16 protein-coding genes and 1 pseudogene are annotated in these 18,410 nt (G+C 63.5%); 10 read left to right on the top strand and 7 right to left on the bottom strand.

Annotation, left to right across the window (positions count from 1 at the left end; genetic code table 11):
* Nucleotides 1-110: 110 nt before the first annotated feature.
* The 3 genes from L0U82_RS26520 to L0U82_RS26510 all read left to right on the top strand — a co-directional run bounded on the left by L0U82_RS26520 (nt 111) and on the right by L0U82_RS26510 (nt 3,322).
* A complete protein-coding gene (locus tag L0U82_RS26520; protein WP_233837510.1) occupies nt 111-1,406 on the top strand; it encodes an MFS transporter in 1,296 nt (431 codons plus the stop codon).
* Nucleotides 1,403-2,419 carry an alpha/beta hydrolase gene (locus tag L0U82_RS26515; protein ID WP_233835810.1) on the top strand — a complete coding sequence of 339 codons (1,017 nt, stop codon included), beginning with the start codon at nt 1,403-1,405 and terminating at the stop codon, nt 2,417-2,419. Before L0U82_RS26520 ends, L0U82_RS26515 begins: the two co-directional genes overlap by 4 nt.
* A gap of 120 nt (nt 2,420-2,539) precedes the next feature.
* Nucleotides 2,540-3,322 carry an AraC family transcriptional regulator gene (locus L0U82_RS26510; protein WP_233835808.1) on the top strand — a complete coding sequence of 261 codons (783 nt, stop codon included), beginning with the start codon at nt 2,540-2,542 and terminating at the stop codon, nt 3,320-3,322.
* A gap of 22 nt (nt 3,323-3,344) precedes the next feature.
* On the opposite strand, the gene L0U82_RS26505 is transcribed toward L0U82_RS26510, so the two are convergent.
* On the bottom strand, nt 3,345-4,967 hold the full coding sequence (locus L0U82_RS26505) for a DHA2 family efflux MFS transporter permease subunit (RefSeq protein ID WP_442793668.1): 1,623 nt from the start codon (nt 4,965-4,967) through the stop codon (nt 3,345-3,347).
* 348 nt (nt 4,968-5,315) lie between these two features.
* On the opposite strand from L0U82_RS26505, the gene L0U82_RS26500 reads away from it, so the two are divergent.
* From L0U82_RS26500 to L0U82_RS26490, 3 genes are all read left to right on the top strand, one after another.
* Nucleotides 5,316-5,978 carry an alpha/beta hydrolase gene (locus L0U82_RS26500; RefSeq protein ID WP_233835806.1) on the top strand — a complete coding sequence of 221 codons (663 nt, stop codon included), beginning with the start codon at nt 5,316-5,318 and terminating at the stop codon, nt 5,976-5,978.
* A gap of 189 nt (nt 5,979-6,167) precedes the next feature.
* A complete protein-coding gene (locus L0U82_RS26495; protein ID WP_233835805.1) occupies nt 6,168-7,220 on the top strand; it encodes a rod shape-determining protein in 1,053 nt (350 codons plus the stop codon).
* A gap of 260 nt (nt 7,221-7,480) precedes the next feature.
* Nucleotides 7,481-8,269, top strand: a complete 789-nt coding sequence (locus L0U82_RS26490; protein ID WP_233837506.1) for an alpha/beta fold hydrolase — start codon at nt 7,481-7,483, stop codon at nt 8,267-8,269.
* 84 nt (nt 8,270-8,353) lie between these two features.
* Here L0U82_RS26490 and L0U82_RS26485 read toward each other — a convergent pair whose 3' ends face one another.
* On the bottom strand, nt 8,354-8,755 hold the full coding sequence (locus tag L0U82_RS26485; RefSeq protein ID WP_233835804.1) for a hypothetical protein: 402 nt from the start codon (nt 8,753-8,755) through the stop codon (nt 8,354-8,356).
* 521 nt (nt 8,756-9,276) lie between these two features.
* On the opposite strand from L0U82_RS26485, the gene gltA reads away from it, so the two are divergent.
* Both gltA and L0U82_RS26475 read left to right on the top strand, forming a co-directional pair.
* Nucleotides 9,277-10,575 carry a citrate synthase gene (gltA, locus tag L0U82_RS26480; protein ID WP_233835803.1) on the top strand — a complete coding sequence of 433 codons (1,299 nt, stop codon included), beginning with the start codon at nt 9,277-9,279 and terminating at the stop codon, nt 10,573-10,575.
* Between the two features lie 394 nt (nt 10,576-10,969).
* A complete protein-coding gene (locus L0U82_RS26475) occupies nt 10,970-13,255 on the top strand; it encodes an amylo-alpha-1,6-glucosidase (RefSeq protein WP_233835802.1) in 2,286 nt (761 codons plus the stop codon).
* Nucleotides 13,256-13,413: 158 nt separating this feature from the next.
* Here L0U82_RS26475 and L0U82_RS26470 read toward each other — a convergent pair whose 3' ends face one another.
* On the bottom strand, nt 13,414-13,752 hold the full coding sequence (locus L0U82_RS26470) for a transcriptional regulator (RefSeq protein ID WP_233835801.1): 339 nt from the start codon (nt 13,750-13,752) through the stop codon (nt 13,414-13,416).
* A gap of 369 nt (nt 13,753-14,121) precedes the next feature.
* On the opposite strand from L0U82_RS26470, the gene L0U82_RS26465 reads away from it, so the two are divergent.
* Nucleotides 14,122-14,625 carry an NUDIX domain-containing protein gene (locus tag L0U82_RS26465; protein ID WP_233835799.1) on the top strand — a complete coding sequence of 168 codons (504 nt, stop codon included), beginning with the start codon at nt 14,122-14,124 and terminating at the stop codon, nt 14,623-14,625.
* A 9-nt stretch (nt 14,626-14,634) separates the two neighbouring features.
* Here the strand turns inward: L0U82_RS26465 and L0U82_RS26460 are convergent, their stop codons facing one another.
* The 3 genes and pseudogenes from L0U82_RS26460 to L0U82_RS26450 form a co-directional block, all read right to left on the bottom strand.
* Entirely contained in the window at nt 14,635-15,300 is a 666-nt protein-coding gene (locus tag L0U82_RS26460) for a DUF4410 domain-containing protein (protein WP_233835797.1), read from the bottom strand.
* 166 nt (nt 15,301-15,466) lie between these two features.
* Nucleotides 15,467-15,814, bottom strand: a complete 348-nt coding sequence (locus tag L0U82_RS26455) for a DUF3040 domain-containing protein (protein ID WP_233835795.1) — start codon at nt 15,812-15,814, stop codon at nt 15,467-15,469.
* A gap of 810 nt (nt 15,815-16,624) precedes the next feature.
* Nucleotides 16,625-17,077 (bottom strand): annotated as a pseudogene (locus L0U82_RS26450) (ABC transporter substrate-binding protein); the annotation flags it as partial.
* A gap of 12 nt (nt 17,078-17,089) precedes the next feature.
* Here L0U82_RS26450 and L0U82_RS26445 point away from each other — a divergent pair.
* On the top strand, nt 17,090-17,296 hold the full coding sequence (locus tag L0U82_RS26445; RefSeq protein ID WP_233835793.1) for a hypothetical protein: 207 nt from the start codon (nt 17,090-17,092) through the stop codon (nt 17,294-17,296).
* 179 nt (nt 17,297-17,475) lie between these two features.
* Here the strand turns inward: L0U82_RS26445 and L0U82_RS26440 are convergent, their stop codons facing one another.
* On the bottom strand, nt 17,476-18,336 hold the full coding sequence (locus L0U82_RS26440; RefSeq protein WP_233835791.1) for an MBL fold metallo-hydrolase: 861 nt from the start codon (nt 18,334-18,336) through the stop codon (nt 17,476-17,478).
* Nucleotides 18,337-18,410: the final 74 nt, after the last annotated feature.

The raw sequence follows: 18,410 nt of genomic DNA, 5'->3' as shown, positions 1-18,410 counted from the left end.
AGGCGTCGGCCGCGCGGCCGGCATCCATGCAGCCGACGGGCGCCGATGGCGCGGCTCGCGAGCCGCATGCCGCCGCCACCGATTCGGGCCGGCCGCAATTGTCCGCGTCGATGGTGCGCCGCGCGATCTTCGCGTCGGTGCTCGGCAACGGCCTCGAATGGTTCGACTTTCTGATCTACGGCTACTTCTCGAAGATCATCGCGCAGGTGTTTTTCCCGGCGGGCAGCGGCTTCGTGTCGCTGATGCTGACACTCGCGACGTTCGCGATCGGCTTCGTCGTGCGCCCGCTCGGCGGCATCCTGCTCGGCATTTACGCGGACCGAGTGGGCCGCAGCCGCGCGCTGTCGCTGCTGATCATTTCGATGGCGGCCAGCACGCTGCTGATGGGGCTGACGCCGGGCTTCGCGCAAATCGGCTATCTGGCGCCGGCGCTCGTGATCCTTGCGCGCGTGTTGCAAGGCTTGTCGGTGGGCGGCCAGTTCGCGACCGCATCGGCGATGCTGGTCGAGTACGCACCGCCGGGCCGCAAGATGTTCTATGGCAGCTTCAATATGACCGCGCAGTCGTTCGCGTTGCTGCTGTCGTCGGGTACCGGCTATCTGCTGACCACGCATCTGTCGCATGCGTCGCTGGTCGCGTGGGGATGGCGGCTGCCGTTTCTGTGCGGTGCGCTTGCCGGGCCGATCGGCTTTTATATTCGCCACAAGGTCGCCGATTCGCCGGAGTTCGTCGAATTGCGCGAGCGTGCCGGCAAGCCGCCGCGCGTGTCGTTGCGCGAATTCTGCCGTACCAATGGCCGCGCCGCCTTTTGCGCGATGGGCGTGATCGCCGTTGGTGCCGCGACCAACTACGTGTGGCATTCGTATCTGGCGGTGTATGTCGAGCGTCAATTGCATCTGCCGCTCGCGGTCGCGCTGCGCGGCGCGTTTTTCTGCGGCGTGCTGAACCTGTTCCTGTTCCCGGTGTCCGGGCGGCTCGCGGATAAATACGGCGCGTACCGGTTGTTCTATCCGGTCACGCTCGCGTGGATGCTGTGCGCGTACCCGCTGTTCGTGTATGTCGTGTCGGCGCCGTCGGCCGAGCGGCTGTTCATCGCGCAGGTGGTGTCGACGGTGTTTCTCGCCGCGATGTCCGGCGCGCATCCGGGCATGCTCGCGACGTTGTTCCCGGTGCAGAGCCGCTCGTCCGGCGTCGCGCTGTCCTACAACATTGCCGTCACGCTGTTCGGTGGCATGGCGCCGTTCACGATCACAGGGCTGACGAGGCTGACCGGCAGCAGCCTCACGCCCGCGTTCTATCTGATTTTTGCCGGATTCGTATCGCTCGCGCTGGTGGGCCTGTCCCGCAGGGGACACCCGGAGCTAGGCACCGACGGCACTCATACCCAAAGGATTTCCGCTTCATGACCGTGCCGCACTCCGCACACGACGAACGCGCGCCGAACGAACGGCCCGTCGACGTGATCGCATCGCAACATCTGACTGTTTCCACGCCGCGCGGCGACGGTACCGTGCCGTTTTTCGCGACCGGCGAGTGGGATGCGCCGCAGCCGCGCGTCGAACGCGCGGTGATCCTGCTGCACGGCCGGCTGCGCAACGCCGATGTGTACTTCGAACTGGCGCGTCGCGCGCGCGCGGCGGCCGGTCTCGATTCGGACGACACGCTGCTCGTCGTGCCGCAATTTCTCGCCGCCGCGGATGTCGATGCGCACGCGGCGCCCGCGTCGACGCTGCGTTGGGAATGGACCGGCTGGATGGGCGGCGGCGAAGCGCTCGCGCCGGCACCGGTCAGTTCGTTCGCGGTGCTGGACGCGTTGTTCGCGGCGCTCGCCGACGTGCACCGGTTTCCGGCGTTGCGCGAGGTGGTCGTCGCCGGCCATTCCGGCGGCGCGCAGGTCGCGCAGCGCTATGCGGTCGTCGCGCAGGGCGAGGCACCGCTGACCGCGCGCGGCGTCAATGTGCGCTATGTGATTGCCAATCCATCGTCGTACGTTTATTTCGATACGTTGCGGCCTGCCGCGGACGGCGGCTTCGCGCCGTACGACGCGGCGCGCTGCGTCGGCTTCAACGACTGGAAGTACGGTCTCGGCGCGCTGCCGGCGTATGCGCTCGCCAGCGCGGCGTACGTCGGAGATGGCGGGCTCGAACACGCGTATCTGTCGCGCGACGTGACACTGTTGCTCGGCGACGAGGATTGCGATCCGCAGCATCCGGCGCTCGACCGGTCGTGCGCCGCGATGGCGCAAGGGCAGCACCGGCTCGCGCGCGGCCTCGCGTATGCACGCTATATCGATGCGCGCAGTATCGCCGGGCGCGCGCATCCGCTGCACCGGATTCCGGGCGCGGGCCACGATGCCGACGCGGTGTTCAGCTCAGCGGCGGGGCTCGCCGCGCTGTTCGGCGAACGTAGGCGGGGCTGAACCGCCTGTCTGTCGCGGGCGCGGCGACTCTCGCGATAGCGAGAGACCAGCCGACCCGCTGCCGCGCGCGTGCTAATCTTGCTCCCTTCGCGGAAGCCACGCGGCGAAAGAGCGGACACCATGATGGAAGCCTTCGATCCGGACGGTATCGAGCAAACGGTCTTCGTGGTCGGCGAGCGCCATCAGACGCTGGACGAACCGTGGCGCGCATACCGGCGCGCGCGGCTGATTCACGTGAACGACGGTGTGCTGACGGTGCGTACCGAAGCCGGGCGATGGGTCGTGCCGCCCGGCCGCGCGTTGTGGCTCGTCGCGAATACGCTGCACTGTCTGCACGCGACGCGTCCCGTTCAACTGTATTCGCTGTACGTTGCCATGGAGCCCGGCGCGACATTCGCCGGCGCCTCCGGTGCCGCGCCGCTACCCGCGCAAACCGGCGCGCTGATCCCCGATCTGCTGGTGCAGGCACTATTGGCCGCCGCGGCCGAGCTGCCGCTTCGGCAGCCGCTCGATGAACCCGCCCGCCGCCTTCTGCAAGTGCTGCTGGATCGACTCGCGACCTTGCCCCCGACGCCGTTGGGTTTGAACTGGCCGCGCGATCCGCGCGCGCAGCGCATCGCCGATGCGCTCAGTGAAAATCCCGCTCAATCGCGGGTACTCGAGCAGCTTGCCGCCACCGCCGGCGTGACGGCCCGTACCGCGGCGCGCCTGTTCGCGAAAGAAACAGGGCAGACCTTCGGCCAATGGCGGCAGCAGTTGCGCCTGCTCGCCGCGCTCGAACATCTGGGCGCCGGCGAAAGCGTCACGCAGGTGGCGCTCGAAGTCGGCTATAGCGACGTGTCGTCGTTTATCGCGGTGTTTCGCGACGCATTCGGCGATACGCCCGCGCGGTTCTTCCGCTGACGCAACGAAGCCGCCGCGCGGCTCAATGCGCGCCCGCCGCGTCGGCGCCGCCACCGCCCTTGACCGGCCGCGTGATCCAGATCAGCGGAATGATCAGCAAGAAGATGATTGCCGAGATAAAGAAGATGTCGTTCAGGCCCATCATCGCGGCCTGCGTGTTCACGGTGAAATCGAACAGCGCATGCGCTGACTGCGTATCCAGATGCAGCAGCGACTGCGTCGTATCGATCTGCCGTGCGAACGCCGGGTTGTCGATCGATGCCTGTTCCGTCAGCCGCGCGTGATGCAGGATCGTGCGGCTGTTCCACACGGTGCCCGCGATCGACGTGCCCACCGCGCCGCAAAATACCCGCACGAAATTGGACAAACCGGCCGCGGCTGGAATGCGGCTCTGCGGCTGGCCGGACAGAATGATCGCCGTGAGCGGCACGAAGAACAGCGCCATCGGGATGCCTTGCAGCAGCGTCGGCAGCACGAGGTGCCACGTGTCGATCTCGATCACGTACTTCGAGCGCATGTAGAACACGATCGCGAAACCGACGAACGCGACCGTCGCGATCACGCGCGAATCCGAGCGCGGCATCACGCGGCCGAGCACCGGCGCGAGAATGATCGCGAAGATGCCGAGCGGCGCGGTGACGAGGCCGGCATCGACCGAGCGGTAGTTCAGATACTCCTGCATCCATTGCGGCAGCAGCACGAGGTTGCCGAAAAACACGCCGTACGCAACCGAGATCGCGATCGTGCCGCCGAGGAAGTTGCGCTGCTGGAACAGCCGCAAGTCGACAATCGGATGCTCTTCGGTCAGCTCCCACACGAGGAAGAACGCGAAGCTGATCAGCGCGACGATGCCGAGAATCGCGATCACCGGCGAGGCGAACCAGTCGAGGTCCTTGCCCTTGTCGAGCATGATCTGCAGCGACGCGACCCATGTGATCAGCAGGCCGAGGCCGACCACGTCGATCGGCGGCTTGCGCGTCGCCGATTCGCGGGTGCGGTAGATCATCCATGTGATGCTGGCCGCGAACAGGCCGACCGGAATGTTGATGTAGAAGATCCACGACCAGCTGTAACTATCGGTGATCCAGCCGCCCAGCGCCGGGCCCGCGATCGGGCCGACGGTCGCGGTCATCGCCCATAGCGCGAGCGCGGTGGACGCTTTTTCCTTCGGATACGAGCCCAGCAGGATCGCCTGCGACAGCGGAATCAGCGGGCCGGCCACCGCGCCCTGGAACACCCGCGCGAGCAGCAGGATCGGCAAGGTCGGCGCGATGCCGCACAGCCACGATGCGAGCACGAAGCCGAGGATCGCGCCGACGAACAGCTTGATCTGGCCGATGCGCTGCGTGAGCCAGCCGGTCAGCGGAATCGACACCGCGTTGGCCGCCGCGAACACGGTGATGACCCATGTGCCTTCGTCGACCGAGACGCCGAGGTTGCCCGAAATCGTCGGAATCGCGACGTTGGCGATCGACGTGTCCAGCACGTTCATGAAGGTGGCGAGCGCAACGGCGATGGTGGCGAGAACCAGCTTGCCGCCTTCGAGCGGCGGTGGCGCGGCGGGCTGTGATGACGGCTGCGACGGGCGCTGCGGCGTTGGCTCGGATGGCGAAGCGGAAGCGGGCGCGTCGGGGGGCTGGCTCAAACGGTTTCTCCGGATGCGGGCGGCGCATCGGGCGCATCGACGTACTGGCCGTGCCGAATACGCGGGATGCGCCGGGTGCGCTGTGCGCCGTGGGCGGGAGCGCCGCCGCGGCGGCGGAGTCGGGTGGTCGCATCAGCTTACCCGCATTCGCAGCGGCGCGTCGCCGGCAGGCACAGCGGATGCGGTCCTGACGGCGCAAAGCCGGCACGCGGCGTATGCTCGCGGCTGAGGCTGCATGACGCCGCCTGATGAGGCTGCCTGACTCCGCCGGCGTCAGAGACGTTGCACGCGACACCGGAACACGAAGACCGCAAAACCCGCCAATCCAACCGAGAAAGGAAAATCGCCATGGCCTGGCAACAATTCGAACACGGCTGGCGCCGCGCGCCGCTGAACGCACCCGCAAAGGGCCTCGTCGTGCTGCTGCACGGCGTCGGCAGCAATGCGCGCGATCTGATGCCGCTCGCCGACATCTGGAGCGAAGTTTTGCCGGATACCGCGTTTGTGTCGCTCGACGGCACCGACCCGTTCGACGGCGGCTTCGGCGGCCGCCAGTGGTTCAGCCTGCGCGACGTCAACGAGGCGAATCGCGAGGCGCGCATCGCCGCCGCCTATCCGGCATTGCGTCGCGTGCTCGATGCGGAACTCGCGCACTGGCAGATCACTTTCGAAATGCTTGCGCTGGTCGGCTTTTCGCAAGGTTCGATGATGGCGCTGCATCACGTCGCGGCGAGCCCGGAGGGTGCGGCTGGCGTGGTCGCTTATTCGGGGCGGCTCGCGTCGGCGATCGTGTCGGCGAACCGCACGACGCCGCTCACGCTGATTCACGGTGAGGACGACGACGTGATCCCGGTGAGCGAGCTCGAACGCGCGGCCGACGCGCTCAGCCAGGCCGGCTACCCGCTCGATGCATACGTGCTGCCCGGGGTCGGCCACACGATCACCGCCGACGGCGTCGAGCTCGGCCGCACCGCGTTACAGCACGCGCTCGGCGCGGTGTCGCGCGATTGATACAGCGGTAATCGAAACAGGCTCTAAAGATTCTGATCTGCTTGCCGTTATACGGGCATTGGCTTGAAAATCACCCCGCCGCGCGAGAAGCGCAGCGCCCAGCGGGGCGTTACGCGCGGTTTCGGGGTACCCGGGGGCGCATTTTCAGACCGCCTGAGACGGCGGATAACGACATATCAGAGCCTGCTTATGGCCAGATCGACGCCGTATTACCCGCTCTTCGAGCGACTGTTCCGCCACGCCGTGGCGGTGGATCTCGGTACGGCCAACACCCTTATCTATACCGACGACGGCGGCATCGTGCTGAATCAGCCGTCGGTCGTGTGCTTCGAGAAAGAACCTTCCGCCGGAACCAAACGCATTGCCGCGATCGGTACCGAGGCGCGCCAACTGCTCGGCCGCGCGCCGCTGAACCTCGAAACGGTGCGGCCGATGCGCCACGGCGTGATCGCCAATTTCTCCGCCGCCGAACACATGATCCGGCAATTCGTGGATATGGCTCGCCCGCGTTCGCTCTTTAGCCGGCGCGCCGCGTTTATCGTTTGCGTGCCCGAAAGCGCGACCCAGGTCGAGCGCCGCGCGATCCGCGAAGCCGCCGAAGCGGCCGGGGCATGGAAGGTCAGCCTGATCGGCGAATCGCTCGCGTCCGCGCTCGGCGCGGGCCTGCCGGTGAGCGCCGCGACCGGCTCGATGGTGGTCGACATCGGCGGCGGCACTACCGAAGTCGGCGTGATCGCGCTCGGCGGCACCGCGTATAGCGGCTCGGTGCGCGTCGGCGGCGACAATTTCGACGCGGCGATCATCAGCTACGTGCGCAATCTGTATGGCGTACTGCTCGGCGAGCAGACCGCCGAGCATCTGAAGAAGAACATCGGCTCGGCCATGCACGACGTACCGCTGCAGCAGATGAACGCAACCGGCCGCAGCGTCGACGACGGCCTGCCGCGCACGGTGCAACTGAGCAATCGCGATATCGCCGAGGCGATCGAAGGGCCGTTGCGCCAGGTAATCGGCGCGGTCAAACGCGGGCTCGAGATGGCGCCCGCCGAACTGGTCACGGATATCGCGCACAACGGTATCGTGCTGACCGGCGGCGGCGCGCTGCTGAACGATCTTGGTCGGCGCCTCAGCGATGAAATCGGCCTCGACGTGCATGTCGCCGACGATCCGATGACCTGCGCGGTGCGTGGCGCGGGCGTGGCGACGGCGGCGGGTCTGGTCGAGGAAGTCGGGTACGAGTGAGCGGTGGTGAGGGTGAGGGCAGTGCGCGCAATGCGTCTGCCTGACATCTGCCTGACGCGCGTTTGATTGCTTATGTGACAATACGCGCGTCGCGTCCCACTTTCAGGGATGCCCGTAAGCTCACTTCCCAACGCTTTGTCGGCGCCGCGCGCATCCGCGTGCCGCGGCCGCGCTGCCCCGAACCACCCGTGAATCAATCTGCCTCCGCATCACCGCTCTCTTCCTCGCCTTCCTTCATCGAACTGCAGAACGGTTTGCGCATGCCTTACGTCGAGGCAGGCGAGGGCGAACTGCTGCTGTTCGTACACGGCTCGCTGTGCGATTACCGCTACTGGGAGCCCCAACTGGCCGGCTTGTCGAAGCGCTATCGCTGCGTCGCGGTGAGTCTCACGCACTACTGGCCGGTGACCGACAGCGGCGCGAATCTGCCGTTCAGCTGGAGCGTGCACGCGGATGAAGTCGCCGAATTCATCGACCGCTTCGGCGCGGGACCGGCGCACGTGGTCGGGCATTCGCGCGGCGGCTGCGTGGCCTTTCATTTCGCGCGGCGCCATCGCGAACAGGTGCGCACGCTGACGCTCGCCGATCCGGGCGGCCCGTTGCAGATCGCCGGGCGTCCGCCCGCTCGTCTGCCGGAGACGGTCAATGCGTTGCGCGCGAAAGCGGCACAACTGATCGAAACGGGCGAGGTCGAAGCGGGTCTGCAACTGTTCGTCGATTCGGTGAGCCGTCCAGGCTTCTGGGCGATGAGCACGGCGGGCTTTCGCCGCATGGCGACCGATAACGCGCACACGCTTGCGCGGCAATTCCGCGATCCGCTACCCGCGTACGTACCCGATGAAGCCGTCGACGTGCGCTGCCCAGTGCTGTTGATCGATGGAGAGAAGAGCCCGGACATGTTCCGGCGCACGGTGAACGCGTTGCAGTCGTGGCTGCCGGATGCGCGCCGTGAGACGGTGCGCGGCGCGTCGCATGGGATGAATCTCGCGCACCCATCCGCTTTCAATCGCTACGTCGACGAGTTTATTCAGGCGATGGGCGGTCGTTGAATACAGCTTGATCGCAGCATTAAGCGCGATCAACGCGGCGATCAGCGAGCATGCGCGTCGCTGATCGCCGGGTAAAGAAAAGCATCAAGCCTTGCGATGCGCGTCCTTGTCGAGCGCGACTTCGGCCGCTTCGCCGACGAGCCCGTGGTAGTACAGATGCACGCCGATCGCGAGCGAGTCGTTGCGGATTTCATGGAACACCTTCCATGCCTTGACCGGATCCTTGATCAGCAGGTAGTGCGCTTCGCGTGCGACCAGATCGGCGACTTCATGCAGACCGTGTCCATGCAACACGTGCACGAGCGTGTCGAGACTGCGATGCGTGCGCGCGTCGGTGCGCGGGTAGAGCATATGCAGCACCGCGACGTCCTGCGTCTTCAACGCGGCGGACAACGCAACGACGATGTCCTGATGGTTCAGCGCGGTGACGGTGCTTTCTTCGGTATGGACATGATCCGGAAACAGCGTTTCGAGCGAAGCGTTCATTGCATCCTTCCTGTTTTGCTTTGATCAGAAAAGCCCGCTTCGGAAGCGGGCTGTTAGCATCAGTGCTTGAATCCAGTATCGCAGATGGACGCTGGACGACGCAGTCCAAGCCGAGCAAAACATTGTTGCAACGGCGGCGCGGACTTTCATCGCAGACTTCCGTCTGACCAGCGATGGACTCACACCTGTCACGCGGCGCGGCGAAGATCAGCACAGGGACTCGGTCGACGATGCGCGCGGGTTTCGCGAGTGATCCGTAAGCGCGGTGTAGGCAAAACGACGCGATTGTTCGCAAACAACGAATGACTGTGCGCGAACAACGAATGTTGCGTGAACGGAGATGGTCTGTTGCCGTCAATCGCCGCAATCGGCTAGGCGCACGCCCGTAGAATGCGGGGCGGAGCCTGGCGCATGGCCAGTCCTTCGGAGCGCGCCGAGATCGCGTCTCACGGTACGACCTCATGTACGCCGGCACGTATGCGGTATCAAAGCTGCGGTATCAAAGCAAAAGGAAGATGTAGATGAACTCGAAGACACACGCAACACTGAGCTTCTCCGACAGCGACCAGACTGTCGATCTGCCGATCTACGAGGGCACGCTGGGCCCGGACGTCATCGACATTCGCAAGCTGTACAGCCAGACCGGCAAGTTCACTTACGACCCGGGCTTCATGTCGACGGCGTCGTGCAATTCCGAGATCACCTATATCGACGGCGACAAGGGCGAGCTGCTGTATCGCGGCTTCCCGATCGACAACCTCGCGCAGAACGCCGACTTCCTCGAAACCTGCTATCTGCTGCTGCACGGTGAGTTGCCGGATGTGGCCCAGAAAGCCGAGTTCGTCGATACCGTCACGAAGCACACGCTGGTGCACGAGCAGATGCAGTTCTTCTTCCGCGGTTTCCGCCGCGACGCGCATCCGATGGCGGTTCTGGTTGCCGCGGTCGGCGCGCTGTCCGCGTTCTATCACGACTCGCTCGATATCACCGATCCGAAACATCGTGAAGTGTCGGCGATCCGTATGATCGCGAAGCTGCCGACGCTGGTTGCGATGGCGTACAAGTTCAGCGTCGATCAGCCGTTCGTGTATCCGAAGAACGATCTGTCGTATAGCGCGAACTTCATGCGCATGATGTTCGCGAACCCGGCCGAAGAGTACCAGGTCAACGACGTGCTGGTGCGCGCGCTCGACCGCATCCTGATCCTGCACGCGGACCACGAGCAGAACGCGTCGACGTCGACCGTGCGTCTGGCCGGTTCGTCGGGTGCGAATCCGTTTGCGTGTATCGCTGCCGGTATCGCATGTCTGTGGGGCCCGGCGCACGGTGGCGCGAACGAAGCCGCGCTGAACATGCTGGAAGAAATCGGCTCGGTCGATAACATTCCCGAGTTCATCAAGCAGGTCAAGGACAAGAACTCGGGCGTGAAGCTGATGGGCTTCGGTCACCGCGTGTACAAGAACTACGATCCGCGCGCGAAGCTGATGCGCGAGACCTGCCACGAAGTGCTCGAAGAACTGGGCCTGCACGACGACCCGCTGTTCAAGCTCGCAATGGCGCTCGAAAAGATCGCGCTCGAAGACGAATACTTCGTATCGCGCAAGCTGTACCCGAACGTCGACTTCTACTCGGGTATCGTGCAGCGCGCGCTGGGCATCCCGACGTCGATGTTCACGTGTATCTTCGCGATGGCGCGTACGGTCGGCTGGATCGCGCAATGGAACGAGATGATCGCTGATCCCGAGCAGAAGATCGGTCGTCCGCGCCAGTTGTTCGTCGGCGAGACGCTGCGTGAAGCGAAGCCGATTGCACAGCGTTAATGCTCGCCGTAACGCACGCCATAACGCAAACCGTTAGCGCACTCCGCTAACACACACCGGATCACCGGCCCACGAGGCCGGTGATCCTGCTGGTCCTCACATTGCGCACGCGGCGCTTCGGTCAGGACCCGGCACGGATCCAACGTGGATCCGACGCAAGAAGCGCCGCGTATGTCGTTGTTGTGTATCCCCGCACTTTGCCCTGCACGTCCTGTGCCACGGGAAATCCGCCAGCAAATCGCCGTAAAAAAGCCGAAACTCCACCGCGATAAGTTCGTCTCACGCGCACAGACCTTCTACAATCGGATGCAACCGGGCAAGCCGGCGCACGCCCCTGGGCGTTACCCGAATGCGAAACTGAAAGCAGCAGCGAATCGAATCCATAGGAGCGACCTTGACACAGCAGCAGCCAGAAGCCCTCGGCGGAGTGACCCATACGGGTGGCGTCGATCATCGCGAACCCGAACAGGAAGGCGTTTTCATCCCGACGGAAAACCTCAACGTCGCGAGCGCCACGCAACACGTGTTGAAGTCGGGTGACACGTTCATCGTCAACGACCCTCTCGGCGATATCACCGGCCACGACGATGGCCTGTTCGTCAACGACACCCGCGTGCTGTCGCAACTGCGGCTCACCTTCGGCGGGCGCGCGCCGTCGCTGCTGTCGGGCAGTGTCAGCAGCGACAACACGTCGTTCACCGCGCATCTGACCAATCGTCCTTTGCCGCCGCTCGGCGGCAACAGCACGCCCGAAGGCGTGATCCACGTCGAGCGCGTGCGCGTGTTGTCGGGCACCGTGCTCAACGAGGCGATCGAACTGACGAACTACGGCACGAGCGACGCGACCGTACCGCTGTCCATTTCGTTTTCCAGCGACTTCCGTGACATGTTCGAAGTGCGCGGCCTGAAGCGCGACAAGCAGGGGCGTATCGAGCCGGCACGCGTCGAGAATCAGCAGGTGCTGCTCGACTATATCGGTCTGGACGACGTGGCGCGCAACGTACAGATTGCGTTCTCGCCGCAGCCGGATCAGTTGTTCGCCGACCGTGCCGACTACACGGTCAAGCTGCCCGCGCAGGCCTGCGTGTCGATCTATCTGTCGGTCGCGGTGCACGTGGTGCCGGTGGCGGGCAAGCCCGGCTCCGACGTAGCGCAGCCGGTCCATGCAATGAGCGAAGCTCACATGTCGCAGATCGATGCCGAGCGTCCGCGCGTCGGCCGCACGGCGGTGCGCGCCGCGCTCGTCGATGCCCACCTGGTGATGCGCGAACGGCGCCGCGCGAGCGCGCGTATACGCACCAGCAATCCGCTGTTCAACGCGTGGATCGACCGCTCGTTCGCGGACCTCAGCCTGCTGACGACGGACCTCGCGACCGGTCCATATCCGTATGCGGGCATCCCATGGTTTTCGACTCCGTTTGGCCGCGACGCGGTGATCACATCGCTGCAAACGCTGTGGCTGCAGCCGCATTTGGCCGCGGGCGTACTGCGTTTTCTCGCCGATCATCAGGCGCATGAGAATTCGCCGTTTCGCGACGCGGCGCCCGGCAAGATCATGCACGAGATGCGCAAGGGCGAAATGGCGGCGGCCGGCGAAGTGCCGTTTGCGCTGTACTACGGCGGCGTCGACACCACGCCGCTCTTTATCGTGCTGGCCGGCGCTTACGCGGCCCGCACCGGCGACCTCGCGCTGATCGACGAACTGTGGCCGGCGCTCGAACGCGCCGCGCAGTGGGTCGCAGGTGTGTGCGATCGCAACCGTCTGGGGCTGCTCGACTATCAGCGCGAATCGGATGGCGGGCTCGCGAACCAGGGCTGGAAAGACAGCCACGATTCGGTGTTCCATGCCGATGGCCGCTTTCCCGATGGGCCGATTGCGCTGGTCGAAGTGCAGGCCTACGCAAGCGCCGCATTCGACACGATGGCCGGCTTCGCGACGCAGCGCGGCCAGCGCGATGAGGCCGCGCAGTACGCGGAGCGCGCGAAGAAGATCCGCCGCTGCGTCGAGGAAAAGTTCTGGATGGACGAAGCCGGTTTCTACGGCATCGCGCTCGACGGTCATGGCGAACTGTGCCGCGTGATGGCATCGAACGCCGGGCACTTGCTGGCCTTCGGCCTGCCGTCGCGCGAGCGCGGCGAAGCGGTGGTGCGCGCACTCGATTCGACGCTGTTCCATACCGGCTGGGGCGTGCGCACGCTGGCTGCGAGCCAGGCGCGTTTCAATCCGATGGCGTATCACAACGGCTCGGTCTGGCCGCACGACAACGCACTGTGCGCGCGCGGGCTGTCGCGCTACGGCGGCAAGGCATCGGCGGTGCGGCTGCTGCAGGCGCTGTTCCAGGCCGCGGTCAATTTCGACATGCGTCTGCCCGAACTGTTCTGCGGCTTCCCGCGCCGGCGCGGCGAGCCGCCTACCGCGTATCCGGTCGCGTGTCTGCCGCAGGCGTGGGCGGCGGGTTCGCCGTTCATGATGCTGGAGGCGTGTCTGGGCATCACGATCGATGCGGAACGACGCGAGGTGCTGATCGAACAGCCGATGCTGCCCGAAGGTATCGATTGGCTCGAAGTTAGCGATCTGCGCGTCGGGGATGCGTCGGTATCGATCACGTTCCGCCGGATTGGCGAAAAGGTGGTGGCGTCGGCGGAGCAGGGCGATGTCAGGGTGATCGCGTTGCTGTGAGGTTGGTGGCAGCGGGGTGACTGTCAGCGGCTAGTGAGCCGGGGCATTCGCGGCGCGTGGAGTGCCGCGAATGCCATGCGGTCGGCGCTTGCTTCAGGGCCATTCGCTCAGCGTGCCGATCAGTTGCTCGTCGATGTATGCGAAAAGGCGACGGACGCTCATTGCGAATCTTCCGGCGTTTCATCCGGGTCGGCGGAGCGGGCAGCGCCGACCCGCTTGCGACGGCGCTCCGCGCTGCGATGCGCGCGCGCCAATTCGGCCTCGACAAGCCGATCGTCGGCGTCGGGAACGTCCATCGTGATGCGCACGCCAAGTCCGTCCAGGATCTGGAACAACTTCCCCCATTGAACGCTGTCCGATCCCTGTTCAGCCTTGACCATGAACCATTCGCTCACGCCCACGCCGCCGGCAGCGTCGTTCTGGCGCAACTGATGGACTTTTCGGGCGGCGCGGATGATGCCTCCGATATCGGAGGCCTTGCGGATGATATGAGCCATAGGACGGTAAAAAACTAGGCGTTCACCAAGTATAAGGCAAAAAATCCGGCTTTTTTAAGAAAACTAGGTGATTGCAAAGTTTTTGTCCCTAAGGCCGGTTTTCGTCCTGAAACTGTGTGATCGCGCAGTTTTTGAGTGGGATGCAAGGAGGTCGCGGCGGCCCATTACCCGCGCTGCGGTGGTAGAAATCAGATTTCTCAAAACCGGATATCGTGAGTCCACGCGGATCTTTGTTCGCGTGACGTTTAGCCGGTACAGCAGATCGACGCGAAAACGGCCGCCCGTCGACAGATCGCCGCGATCTGCCTTCGATACCGCGACGATCCGGCAATCGACCACGATCGTCACCGACACAAAAGGATAGACCCCATGCCCAGTGTTGAGCGAGCCCGCTCCGGTTCACTTGTCGACGCGCTCTGGCGCATCGCGCTTCGCGTCGGGTTTCAGCTCGCTCGCGCCTGGTGGCACATTCGGCGGCCTCATCATGAGGGCGCGCTGGTGACCCTGTACGTCGGCCAGTCGCTGTTGCTGGTGAAGACATCGTACCGGCGCGAGTGGGGTCTTCCCGGCGGCAGTATCCATGCCGGTGAGACGCCCGCCGAGGCGGCGCAGCGGGAAATGGACGAGGAGATCGGTCTGCCGGCTTACCCGCTGATACCGGCGGGCAGCGTCTACGGTATCTGGGACGGGCGACGGGACCGCGTGCATTTCTTCGAACTTCACCTCGATCGCTTGCCGGAGTTGCGGCTCGACAATCGCGAGATCGTTGCCGCCCATCTGGCCTCGCCGGAGGAACTGCGGAATTTCGCGCTGACTGCTCCGGTTGCCGTGCATCTCGGCAAAATCGCTGCGGCCCGTTTCGCCGGCGGCTAGCAGCGCATTCTACTTTGCGCCGGCCTGAAGTTTCTGCGCGAGCGCGTCGGCGATCTGCGCGGCGCTCTTTTTGATCGCGGTCTTTTGATCGCGGCCGGACAGCACAACCTTCGCGGCGATCACGTACGGATTGAGCTTGATCACGGCGCCGGGCATATCCCGGCTCGCGCCCGCATCGACGGTTTCATAGAGCGGCGGCAAATCCGGCGCGGCCAGGCTGTCGCAGGACACCGCGACCTGAAACTGGCTCTGACCCGCGCCCATCCCGACCATCGCGCGACGCAGCCGGTTGCCTTCATCGACACTGAGAAACACGCCGCGCACCTGCCAGCCATTGCGCGGCAGCGGTTCACCCGGTGAGACACGGCGCGCGTCGATGCCGGCCTTCTTCAGATCGTCGGTCAGCGATTGCGCCATCAGTTCGACGATTTCCCGCGCCCGTGCCTGCGGATCGTTCTGCTGTCGCAGCGGCCCTTCGGGCAGCAGATGACCGACGATGCCGCGCGCGCGGTTGCCCGGCCCGCTGTCGGTGGTCACATTGGCGACGTCGAGATCGAAATCGTTGACATAGACGAGCGGCGGCGCGGCGGCCGACGCATCCGCCGCCACGGAGCCGGGCGATGTGACGCAGACACACGTCGCCAGGCCGATCATTCGCATCCATCGGGAAATCATCGAGCACCTCCGCGCTGATGGTGTTTTTCACTTCGTACCGGCGCGCATGATGCGGGTGAAAGCGCCGTTGCTACGGCTTTAAAGCTTAGTTCAACGGCAGCGGAGACTGCCAATCGAAATTTGACCTGAGAATTGCGGCAGCGCAGACACTGCCGCGGTGCCGCGCCTATTTCTGTCGCGTTTCGTCCCTGAACTCGACGTCCTCGATCACCTCGCCGTTATCCATGCGCTGGGCCGCCCGTTTGTACACCTGCTGCTCGTGCATCTGCTGTGCCCGCATTGCCTCCTCGCGAAGCCGCTTGCGCAGATCGCGCGTTTTCCACCAGACGAATCCCCCGATCACAATGCCTGCCCCAAGAACCACGGCCAACACGACGAGCGAAACGGCGAACCCCACGACGAGCAGGGCAGCGCCTATCACCACGGCTAGTACCTTCGTCAGCAAGCTCGGCGGACCAGAACGCGAAGTTGCGTCGCTCTGCCTGAGCCTCTGCTGTTGCTTGTCGAACTGCATTGTTTCTCCAATCGTAGTTTTGCAAGGGGTGGTATCAGCGTGAAGCGCAACAGCAATTGAATACTCGAGGATTGATGTTGATTCGCTGATACGAAGGTCGACGTACGAACAAAGTCGACGTGTTGCCGCTTAGTATGCGCCGAAGATCCGGTCGAGCGCCGCGAGGATGATCTTGCGTCGATCTGAAGGGGAACCGATACCCGTGCCGGGAGTATTCGTCACTCGCCAGCCCAACGGCAGCAAGTGGTGGCTAGCAAACGAAAGCTGTCCTGGAAATCGCTATCAATGTTGTCCTAACGTGATGCTCTGGCCGAGGTGTGATTTCGGTGGGAGCAATCAGCCTTGATTTCTTATATAGCGACAGAAAAAACAGACCGCCCAATTGGGCGGTCTGTAGCAAAGCCGGGCCGATGCTGGTCAAGCATCAGACTTCGGGGCATGTTGTCTAAGCTGTCGAGGAAGAATTGCAACAGTTGTCGAACCATTGGCGTGCACGGGAGCGAGCAGCATGCCGAGTCCTGAAGGTCGAAATAGATATTGAAAGACGGTCGCTTTCGGTTTGAACAACGCCTTGAGCACAAATATCGCCGGCAACACCAAACGAAGCCCGTTATGGTCGACGACCTAAACATCTGGTGCTTGTTAGCGGCAGGGTTGGCTTCATAGCCATTTCTGAGAAGTAGCCGGTGGCATTCTGCCACAACCAGCCATGCGCCAACTTGTCGATTCAAAGCGCCTCAAGGGTTCGTCGCGCCAGGCTCGGGCCTGTCATCGATCCGCCATAGCACCACTCGGATTTCAAAAGAGGCACTATTTCCATAGTGCGCAGTGCGATTGTGCTTTGGTGGTGAAGGCTTGCTCGCCCGGTATGGTCGCCGTGAGTTAGTAATAGTCCCAAGGTTCCTTGGATTCAGCCGGTGTCTTAACCTGCATCAAATACATGTCGTGAATCATGCTGCCGTCTTGACGGATAGAGCCCTTGGCGTAGAAGTCATCAATCTTGATATCGTTCAGCTACGCCATGATTCTGTCTGGGTCGGTCGTGCCGGTGGCCTTCACTGCGTTCAGATACGTCGTGACAGCAGAGTAGTCGGCGGCCTGCAAGCTCGAGGGCATCCTTTTCATCTTTTCGAAGTAGCGCTTGGCCCACTTGCGGGACGCGGCGTTCTGATTCCAGTCGCAACTGTCCGTCAACACCATGCCCTGCGTTTCATCGAGCCCGGGGCTGTGAATATCGCCGATGAAGACCAGCAATGCTCCGAGGATTTCTGGAGCATGAGCGACACAAACATTTCCGCTATCGCATCCGGCAAGTTCAAGCTCGCTGGGGAGGTCGACATCACTCGATTGGGCTACGGCTTCACATTTCGAACCCTTCTATTTTTTGCGCTGTTCTCCATTATTTCCGCCTGGGAGCGTCGGGCTTTCTGCGCCTCGCGGCGAGGCACACCCGTTGGAAGCGCACTCGAGGCGAAGCGGTGACGGACAGCGTGCCTTCTCAGTGAACTGGCGGCCCGCTGATTGACGAGCGCGATAGCCGCGTACAAGCGAGAGTCGGGTCAATATCGGTCTTACGGGACCTCTCCCGTGCAGCCTCGAAGATATCAATCAGACGAGCCGTTCCTCGTTATCAATGGTGCTGGAACAGCGGGCTCGAGCTGTCAGAGCGCGTTTAGCGGAATCTTCAGATAGCGGATGCCGTTTTCCTCGGCGGGTGGAAATTCCCCGGCCCGTATGTTTACCTGCACAGACGGAAGAATAAGAACGGGCATCGCAAGTGTTGCGTCGCGAGCTTCGCGCATACTGATGAACTGCTCTTCTGTTATGCCGTCATGCACATGGATGTTATGCGTACGCTGAGCGAGTACCGTGGTTTCCCATTCTGGCTTGCGGCCCTCGGGTGGATAATCGTGGCACATGAAAAGCCGGGTGTCGCCCGGCAAATTCAGCAGCTTTCGAATCGACCCATGCAGCGTGTGCGCATTGCCGCCGGGGAAGTCGCAACGCGCTGTGCCGACGTCCGGCATAAAAAGCGTGTCACCCACGAAGACCGCATCGCCAATCTGGTACGCCGTGTCCGCAGGAGTATGACCCGGCACATACAGCGCCTTTGCTGTCATGGTGCCGATGGAAAACTCCTCGTCTTCGCGAAACAGATGGTCGAACTGGGAGCCGTCAAGGCGGAATTCGGGCTCCAGATTGAACATCTGCTTGAAGACGCCCTGAACGGTGCGAATGTGCTCGCCAATCGCAATCCTGCCGCCAAGCTCGCCGCGCAAATAATGTCCTGCCGACAGGTGGTCCGCATGCGCGTGCGTTTCCAGAATCCACTGCACCCGCAGGCCGCGCTGGCGGACGAACTCGATGACCTTGCCGGCATTCGCCGTCGAAGTGCGTCCTGCCTTGGGGTCGTAGTCGAGGACCGGGTCAATGACTGCACATTCCCGATGCCCGGACTGAAACACCACGTAAGTCACCGTGCCGGTGACCGGGTCGAAGAACGGCTGAACGATGGGCTGCATCCTGACCTCCTTAGATGTTATTCATTCTATTCAAAATTAATATATAATTCAATATAATGTTTGTATGTAAACTA

Source organism: Paraburkholderia sp. ZP32-5 (assembly GCF_021390495.1).
GTDB lineage: Bacteria > Pseudomonadota > Gammaproteobacteria > Burkholderiales > Burkholderiaceae > Paraburkholderia.
This window is presented reverse-complemented; position numbering and strand designations above follow the sequence as displayed.

Excerpts from the sequence above, each read along its gene's own strand:
- L0U82_RS26445 (WP_233835793.1), top strand. The coding sequence starts at position 17,090 with ATGAGCGACACAAACATTTCCGCTATCGCATCCGGCAAGTTCAAGCTC.
- L0U82_RS26515 (WP_233835810.1), top strand. The coding sequence starts at position 1,403 with ATGACCGTGCCGCACTCCGCACACGACGAACGCGCGCCGAACGAACGG.
- L0U82_RS26440 (WP_233835791.1), bottom strand. The coding sequence starts at position 18,336 with ATGCAGCCCATCGTTCAGCCGTTCTTCGACCCGGTCACCGGCACGGTG.
- gltA (WP_233835803.1), top strand. The coding sequence starts at position 9,277 with ATGAACTCGAAGACACACGCAACACTGAGCTTCTCCGACAGCGACCAG.
- L0U82_RS26490 (WP_233837506.1), top strand. The coding sequence starts at position 7,481 with ATGCCTTACGTCGAGGCAGGCGAGGGCGAACTGCTGCTGTTCGTACAC.
- L0U82_RS26510 (WP_233835808.1), top strand. The coding sequence starts at position 2,540 with ATGATGGAAGCCTTCGATCCGGACGGTATCGAGCAAACGGTCTTCGTG.
- L0U82_RS26500 (WP_233835806.1), top strand. The coding sequence starts at position 5,316 with ATGGCCTGGCAACAATTCGAACACGGCTGGCGCCGCGCGCCGCTGAAC.
- L0U82_RS26455 (WP_233835795.1), bottom strand. The coding sequence starts at position 15,814 with ATGCAGTTCGACAAGCAACAGCAGAGGCTCAGGCAGAGCGACGCAACT.
- L0U82_RS26495 (WP_233835805.1), top strand. The coding sequence starts at position 6,168 with ATGGCCAGATCGACGCCGTATTACCCGCTCTTCGAGCGACTGTTCCGC.
- L0U82_RS26470 (WP_233835801.1), bottom strand. The coding sequence starts at position 13,752 with ATGGCTCATATCATCCGCAAGGCCTCCGATATCGGAGGCATCATCCGC.
- L0U82_RS26485 (WP_233835804.1), bottom strand. The coding sequence starts at position 8,755 with ATGAACGCTTCGCTCGAAACGCTGTTTCCGGATCATGTCCATACCGAA.
- L0U82_RS26460 (WP_233835797.1), bottom strand. The coding sequence starts at position 15,300 with ATGATTTCCCGATGGATGCGAATGATCGGCCTGGCGACGTGTGTCTGC.
- L0U82_RS26520 (WP_233837510.1), top strand. The coding sequence starts at position 111 with ATGGTGCGCCGCGCGATCTTCGCGTCGGTGCTCGGCAACGGCCTCGAA.
- L0U82_RS26465 (WP_233835799.1), top strand. The coding sequence starts at position 14,122 with ATGCCCAGTGTTGAGCGAGCCCGCTCCGGTTCACTTGTCGACGCGCTC.